Raw genomic sequence first — 6,429 nt, 5'->3', positions numbered from 1 at the left:
CCCTTGCCCTGCCGGTCCTGATGGCGCGACGCGCCGTGCAGGCGGGTGGGCTTGCCGTTCAGAATGAAGCCCCTGTCGGGATCAAAGGCGAAGGTCCGCACGCCGAGCGGTTGCTCCACCCGGTCGACCACGCGGCCGCGTTCGACCAGTTCGGACACGACGCGATAGAGATAGGGATTTTCGCGTCCCTGCCACAATATCGGCTGCGCGATCATCAGCGCGCGGCGCAGTTCCAGCGTGCCATTCGCGGTCAGCGCGGCGGGGGCGCTGTCCCGTGCGACGACCGCGCCGTCGGCATCCAGAATCTGCGTGTTGACGGTCAGCTTGCGCCGCCCCGGTCCGGCGTTGCGCAGCCGCGCGAGCAGCGCCACGCTGGCGGCGGCGTCCGTCACTTGCGGCGTGCTGATATAGAGGCCCGGCCCGCCATGATCGAGCGTATCAAACTGTGCGGCATCGACCGTGATCAGGGATACGCCGCGATAGAGGCCGCCATGGACGAAGAAATCTCCGCCGAGCGGTATGACGTCCGCCGTCGAACTGCCGGGTGCGGGCTTGCTGTTATCGGCTTTGACGACGATGCTATTCGATGCGCCGGCTCGCAATTGATCAGTGATGTCGAAACGGAAGGTCGAAAAGGCGCCGGCATGGCCGCCGACGCGCACGCCGTTCACCCATATTTCCGCGATTGCGCCGACGCCGTCGAACTGGATCAACTGACGCTGGCCCTTGGCCCGCGATGGCGCGGTCAGAGCCAGGCGATACCAGCCGATGCCTTGTTCCAAATTGCTCTGTGCCGACCGGGTGAGCTGATATTCGCCCATGCGGTTCCATGTGTGGGGGAGGTCGATCCGTTCCCAACTGCTATCGTCGAAGGTCGGGGCGGTGACGCCATCGGCATCGCCGCCGAAACGGAAGCGCCAGCCCGATGCAAGGGAGACGATCTGGCGGGGACCGGCGGCCTGTGCGCCCGGTTGCGCCGTGGCCGATGCGGGGACTGCGGCAGCGGGGGCGGTCGCCAGCGCCATTGCCGCGATGCTGACCAGACCGAGAAAATTGATTTTCGATACGCGCATTTGACCTCTCCCAATTATTGGTAAGGCCAAATAGCATCAGCTGGTCCATGTCAACCATGGACCGCAGATCAGCGGTCGGATCATGCCATTCCGGGCAGATAAATTACGCCGCGTTAGAGCGAGCCGACCTTGATTTTCGAGCCGTCGATCAGGCGGTTCAGGCGAAACTGGGTGGGATCGACGCTTGGCCGGTCGTTGGCGATCAGTTCCGAAGCGAGATAGCCGATGCCGGGGCCAACGCCGAAGCCATGGCCGGAGCATCCCGCTGCGAGATATAGCCCGCCGACCGGATCGACGGCCGAGATCACCGGCACCGCGTCGGGCGTGCAATCGATATAGGCACCCCAAGCGTGGTCAACCTCTATGCCTGCCAGTTGCGGGAAGGTGCCGCGCACATTGTCCATGATCGCCTGGACCAGCCGTCGGTTGGGCACGGGGGCGGCGATGCGGTTGCGTTCGAAGAGACGGTCATCTTTGCCGAACATGGCCGATAGCGATTCCGGGCCGGTGAGGAAGGACGCACCAACCCCCATCTGGACGGCTTTGAGTCGCTGGATAAATTGCGGCATGAATTCGCGCGCAAAGCCTAAGCCCTGGGGCGTCAGTTCCAGCGTGGCCCGGCCGCTGATCGCCATGGTGTAGCTGCCGTCGAAGCGGCGGGTCATGGCGAGGTCCGGGCAATAGAGGACTTCGCCGACATTGACGGTCGGTTTGGTGCGCAGGGCCGTTTGCCGCACGCTGGCCTGCGGGAAGCGGATGCCGTGGCGGCGCAGGAAGGTCGAGGCCCAGGCACCGGCCGCGCACAATATAGCGTCGGTGCGGATCATGCCCCGTTCGGTATGGACGCCAGTGACCTGGCCGTTCGTAATGTCTAGGCCACGCGCGGAACATTGCTGGTGAATGGTCGCGCCGAGAGCGCGGGCGCCTTCCGCCAATATCGGCGCTGCCAAGGCGGGTTCAGCCTTGCCGTCTCGCACCGAATGAAGGCCGCCGACCCAGTTGCGGCGCGTCTGGGGAATGCGCGCGGCCGCTTCCTTGGCGCTCAACATATAGGTTTCGACGCCAAACTCGCGTGCGGTGGGCAGCCACGATTCCCATCCTGCCAACATCGCTGCGTCGTCGGTGGTGTAGATAAGGCCGGAGCGGCGAAAGCCCAGATCCTGCCCGATCTCTGGCGCCAGACTGTCCCAGAGGCGCATCGACAGCAACGACAAGGGCATTTCGCGCGGATCGCGATTTTGCAGGCGGCACCAGCCCCAACTGCGGCTCGATTGTTCGCAGGCGATGTGGCCTTTTTCGATCAGGGCGACCTTCAAGCCGCGCTTTGCCAGATAATAGGTGGCCGCCGTACCGACGATACCCCCACCCACCACGACGACATCGACCGCGTCGGGCAGATGGTCGTCACTGGCGACCTGTTGAACGAAGGGCAGCATCATCGGCTCCTGAAGGGTCAGTCGGTTGTAGCGGGCAGGCTGGCGATCGCGTCGACCTCGACCAGATAGCCATAATGGAGTTCGGGGACGGGGACGACCGTGCGAGCAGGCTTGGCATCGCCCAGCATGTCGGCATAGACGGCGTTGAAGCGCGGCCAGTTGTCGATGCCGACGATATAGGCGGTGACCCGGCACAGGTCGGACAGTTCAGCCCCAGCCGCTTTCAGGATCGCCAGCATGTTGGCGATGGCTTGCCGCGCCTGCGTTTCGAATTCCATGTCGGACAGGGGTGCCTTGTCGGCCCGGATCGGTAGCTGACCCGAAATATAGAGCGTGTTCCCCGACCGGATCGCCTGCGCATAATGGCCGGCCGGAGCGGGGGCAGTGTCGGTCAGGATCGGTTGCGGTGTGTTGGTCATTACCATCCTCCAAAACGCTGCCATTGTGCCACGACCTGATCGTCGGTGCCGTGAACGACATGATAGCGGCGATGCTGCGCGCCGGTGGCGCAGGCATGGTTGGGCAGCACACGCACCCGGTCGCCGATCTTGAGGTCGGGCAAGGCCGCGCCAGAGCCAGGGCGGACCATGATGATGCCATGTTCCTGATTGGCGTCGGCCAGAATGAGATCATCATAGGCCGTGCCGCTGCTGTCGCAGACGACGCCATAGCCCTGATTGACCGCTTGTTTGGATGTGCCGCGATCCTGCGACATCGCCATCCAGCCCGCGTCGATCAATATCCAGCCCTTGTCGCGCTGATGCCCGATCACGGTCGCCAGCACGGAAAGCGCGATATCCTCGACGCGACATATGCCAACGCCTGTCATCACCAGATCGAAGAACATGAAGACGCCCGCGCGCACTTCGGTCACGCCAGTCAGGTCTTGCGCGTGGTGCGCCGTCGGGGAGGAACCCATGCTGACCACCGGACAGGGTAGGCCCGCGTCGCGCAGGATGGCGGCGGCATCGACAACGGCGCGGCGCTCCTCCTCGGCACAGCGGCGCAGCGCCTCTTCCCCGCGCGCGGCATAGCTGCCGCCCGCATGGGTCAGCACGCCGCGCAGTTCGCCGCCCTGGGTCAGCGCCTGCCCGATCGCGACCAGCCGGTCCCGGTCGGTCGGCAACACGCCGGAGCGATGGCCGTCGCAGTCGATTTCGATCAGCGCAGGAATGGCATCGCCCGCTTCGCGCGATGCGGCGGCCACGGCCTGCGCCTGTTCGACCGTGTCGAGGACGATAGCGAGGTCGATGCCCTGTTTGCGCAGGGCGATGACCTTGGCCAGTTTCCAAGGCGCGATCCCCACCGCATAGATGATGTCGCGGACACCGGCGGCGGCGAAAAATTCCGCTTCCTTGAGGGTCGAGACCGTCGCCGGTCCCTGCGGCGTGCTCATGACGCGGTGGGCGACCTCGATCGACTTAGCAGTCTTGAGATGCGGGCGCAGCGATACGCCTAAGGGCGCGAGCCGGTCGCGCAGGCGGGCGATGTTGCGGTCCATGCGGTCGGTGTCGAGGATGAGACAGGGCGTCTCCAGATCGGCGAGGCGCGCGGGCGCCGCTTCGTCCTGCGGCGGTTCCACGGTTTGGGCTATCGTCACGGCCGGTTCCTTGTTGGCATCATCATGTTTGTCATGGGAAATAGCCCAGTATCGCCTTGGTCTCCAAATATTCCTCCAGGCCGAACACGCCATATTCGCGGCCGTTACCCGACTGTTTATAGCCGCCAAAGGGGGCCATGCCGTCCCAGGCCGGATGGTTGATATGGACTTGCCCGGCGCGGATTTGCGCGGCGACGGCGCGGGCGCGGTCCAGGTCGCGCGACTGGACGTGCGCGCCGAGGCCGTAGACCGTGTCGTTGGCGATCCGCACCGCGTCGGCTTCGTTGGCATAGGGGATGAGGCAGAGGACGGGGCCGAAGATTTCCTCCTGCGCGATGCGCATGGTGGGGCGCACGTCGGAGAAGATGGTGGGCCGGACGAAAAAGCCTGTGTCCTGGCCATCGGGCCGCCCCGGACCGCCGCACACCAGCCGCGCCCCTTCGGCCATGCCGATGCGGATCATGGCCTGCACCTTGTCGAACTGGCTGCGATTGGCGACCGGGCCAAGGTCCGTGCCGTCCAGAGCGGGATCGCCGACGACCAACGCGGCGGCGGCGGTTGCGGCGAGCGCTTCGATCTGCGCCAGCCTTTCGGCTGGCACCAGCATCCGCGTGGGGGCGCTGCAGGATTGGCCGACATTGCGGAAGGCCGAGGCCACACCCAAGGGTACGACCCGTTCGAAATCGGCATCGTCCAGCAGGATGTTGGGCGACTTGCCGCCCAGTTCCTGCGTCACCCGCTTGACCGTCGGGGCGGCGGCCTGCGCTACCAGTACGCCCGCGCGGGTGGAGCCGGTGATCGAGATCATGTCGATGCCCGGATGCGCGGCGAGCGTTGCGCCGACCTCTGTGCCGGTGCCACTGACGAGGTTGAAGATGCCCGCCGGTGTCCCAGCGTCGTGCATGATCTGCGCGAAGAGATGCGCGCTGAAGGGTGATAGTTCGCTCGGTTTCAGGATGACCGCGCAGCCAGCGGCGATGGCGGGCGCGACCTTGGCCGTGACCTGGTAGAGCGGCCAGTTCCAGGGCGTGATGAGGCCGCAGACGCCGATGGCTTCGCGCAGGATCGCGGTGCTGCCCTGCTGCCGGAGGAAGGCATAATCTTCCAGCACGTCGATCGCGGCGCGGACATGGGCGATGCCGAACGGCACCTGCGACGCGCGGGCGAAGCCGATCGCCGAACCCATTTCCAGACAGATCGCCTGCGCCAAGAGTTCGAACCGCTCTTCCATCAGCGTCAATATCCGGCGGAGCAAAGCGATCCGTTCGGCGGGGGCGGTCTGGGAGAAGGCAGGGAAGGCGCGGCGGGCAGCCAGGACGGCGGCGTCGACATCCGCCGCGCTGCCCTGGACGACCGCCCCGATCTGTCGCTCGGTCACCGGGCTGATCACCGGGATGGCCGGGAGCGGTTTTGCCGGGTCGACCCAGGCTCCGTCGATATAGAGCCGATCGCAGGATGGGGTGGTCATAAACGCGGCTTTCTTCGATGAAACGGACAGCGACCCGTACATTGGTTTTGACATGCCATGGGTCGCAGAATATGCCGATTTCTGAAGTCCGCAATTAACATATTCTGTATTTATGGCTAAGATGAAACTTAATGCTTTCGACGGATGACCTCCGCTTTTTCCATATGATCGCCAGCGCGCCGTCGCTGGCCGAGGCGGCGCGCAGGTTGAATGTCACGCCGCCTGCGGTCACGCAACGCTTGCGGGCGCTGGAGGAGCGGGTGGGGGTGAAGCTGATCGACCGGACATCTCGCGGTCTGCGCCTGACCGACGAAGGGGAGTTGATCGCGTCGGACGGGGCGGACATCATCAGCGCGATCGAACAATTGTCGGAACGGGTGGCAAGCCGCACCCGGCAGGTCAGCGGCCATCTGCGCGTAGCGGCCCCCTATGGTTTTGGCAGGCGGCATGTCGCGCCGGTGGTCTGCGACTTTGCCAAAAGCCATCCGGCGATATCGGTGACGCTGGCGCTGTCCGACAGCCCGATCCGACAAATGGCCGACAATTGGGATATCGTCGTGCATATCGGGGCGTTGCCCGAAAGCGACCGCCTGGTCACGACGCTTGCCCCCAACAGCCGCATCCTGTGCGCCGCCCCCGACTATCTTGCCCGGCATCCCCCGATCCAGACCCCGCAGGATTTGACGGCGCATCACTGCCTCGCGCTGCGCGAGAATGACGAGGATGTCACGCTCTGGCGCTTTGCCCATGCCAAGCAGGGCAAGGTGACGGTGCGGATCAAGCCGGTCATGGCGAGCAATGATGGCGAGATCATCCGCGACTGGGCGCTGGCGGGGCTGGGCATCATCTTGC

The 6,429-nt window shown here is 65.0% G+C and carries 6 protein-coding genes; 1 reads left to right on the top strand and 5 read right to left on the bottom strand.

All coding sequences use genetic code 11. The features are described from left to right. The 5 genes from IL54_RS07610 to IL54_RS07590 form a co-directional block, all read right to left on the bottom strand. Window positions 1-1,073, bottom strand: a 1,073-nt coding sequence (locus tag IL54_RS07610) for a sugar-binding domain-containing protein (RefSeq protein ID WP_037478084.1), incomplete at its 3' end; no start/stop codon positions are given. A gap of 113 nt (window positions 1,074-1,186) precedes the next feature. Beyond that, the gene (locus tag IL54_RS07605) at window positions 1,187-2,509 is read right to left on the bottom strand and encodes an NAD(P)/FAD-dependent oxidoreductase (RefSeq protein WP_037478083.1); all 1,323 of its coding nucleotides are present in this window, start codon (window positions 2,507-2,509) and stop codon (window positions 1,187-1,189) included. Window positions 2,510-2,526: 17 nt separating this feature from the next. Then, a complete protein-coding gene (locus IL54_RS07600) occupies window positions 2,527-2,928 on the bottom strand; it encodes a RidA family protein (protein WP_076605475.1) in 402 nt (133 codons plus the stop codon). Further along, window positions 2,928-4,010 carry an alanine racemase gene (locus IL54_RS07595; RefSeq protein WP_202807680.1) on the bottom strand — a complete coding sequence of 361 codons (1,083 nt, stop codon included), beginning with the start codon at window positions 4,008-4,010 and terminating at the stop codon, window positions 2,928-2,930. The genes IL54_RS07600 and IL54_RS07595 overlap by 1 nt, the downstream gene beginning before the upstream one ends. Window positions 4,011-4,140: 130 nt before the next feature. Continuing rightward, entirely contained in the window at window positions 4,141-5,577 is a 1,437-nt protein-coding gene (locus IL54_RS07590; protein WP_081913027.1) for an aldehyde dehydrogenase family protein, read from the bottom strand. Window positions 5,578-5,708: 131 nt separating this feature from the next. Here IL54_RS07590 and IL54_RS07585 point away from each other — a divergent pair. Further along, window positions 5,709-6,429: LysR family transcriptional regulator (locus IL54_RS07585; protein ID WP_037478079.1), on the top strand; the 721-nt coding region annotated here is incomplete at its 3' end.

The organism is Sphingobium sp. ba1 (assembly GCF_000743655.1).
GTDB lineage: Bacteria > Pseudomonadota > Alphaproteobacteria > Sphingomonadales > Sphingomonadaceae > Sphingobium.
Note: the sequence above shows the minus strand (reverse complement) of the source record. Positions and strands in the feature narration are given on the sequence as shown.

Coding starts and splice junctions, on each gene's coding strand:
- IL54_RS07600 (WP_076605475.1), bottom strand. CDS start 2,928: ATGACCAACACACCGCAACCGATCCTGACCGACACTGCCCCCGCTCCG.
- IL54_RS07605 (WP_037478083.1), bottom strand. CDS start 2,509: ATGCTGCCCTTCGTTCAACAGGTCGCCAGTGACGACCATCTGCCCGAC.
- IL54_RS07595 (WP_202807680.1), bottom strand. CDS start 4,010: ATGGACCGCAACATCGCCCGCCTGCGCGACCGGCTCGCGCCCTTAGGC.
- IL54_RS07590 (WP_081913027.1), bottom strand. CDS start 5,577: ATGACCACCCCATCCTGCGATCGGCTCTATATCGACGGAGCCTGGGTC.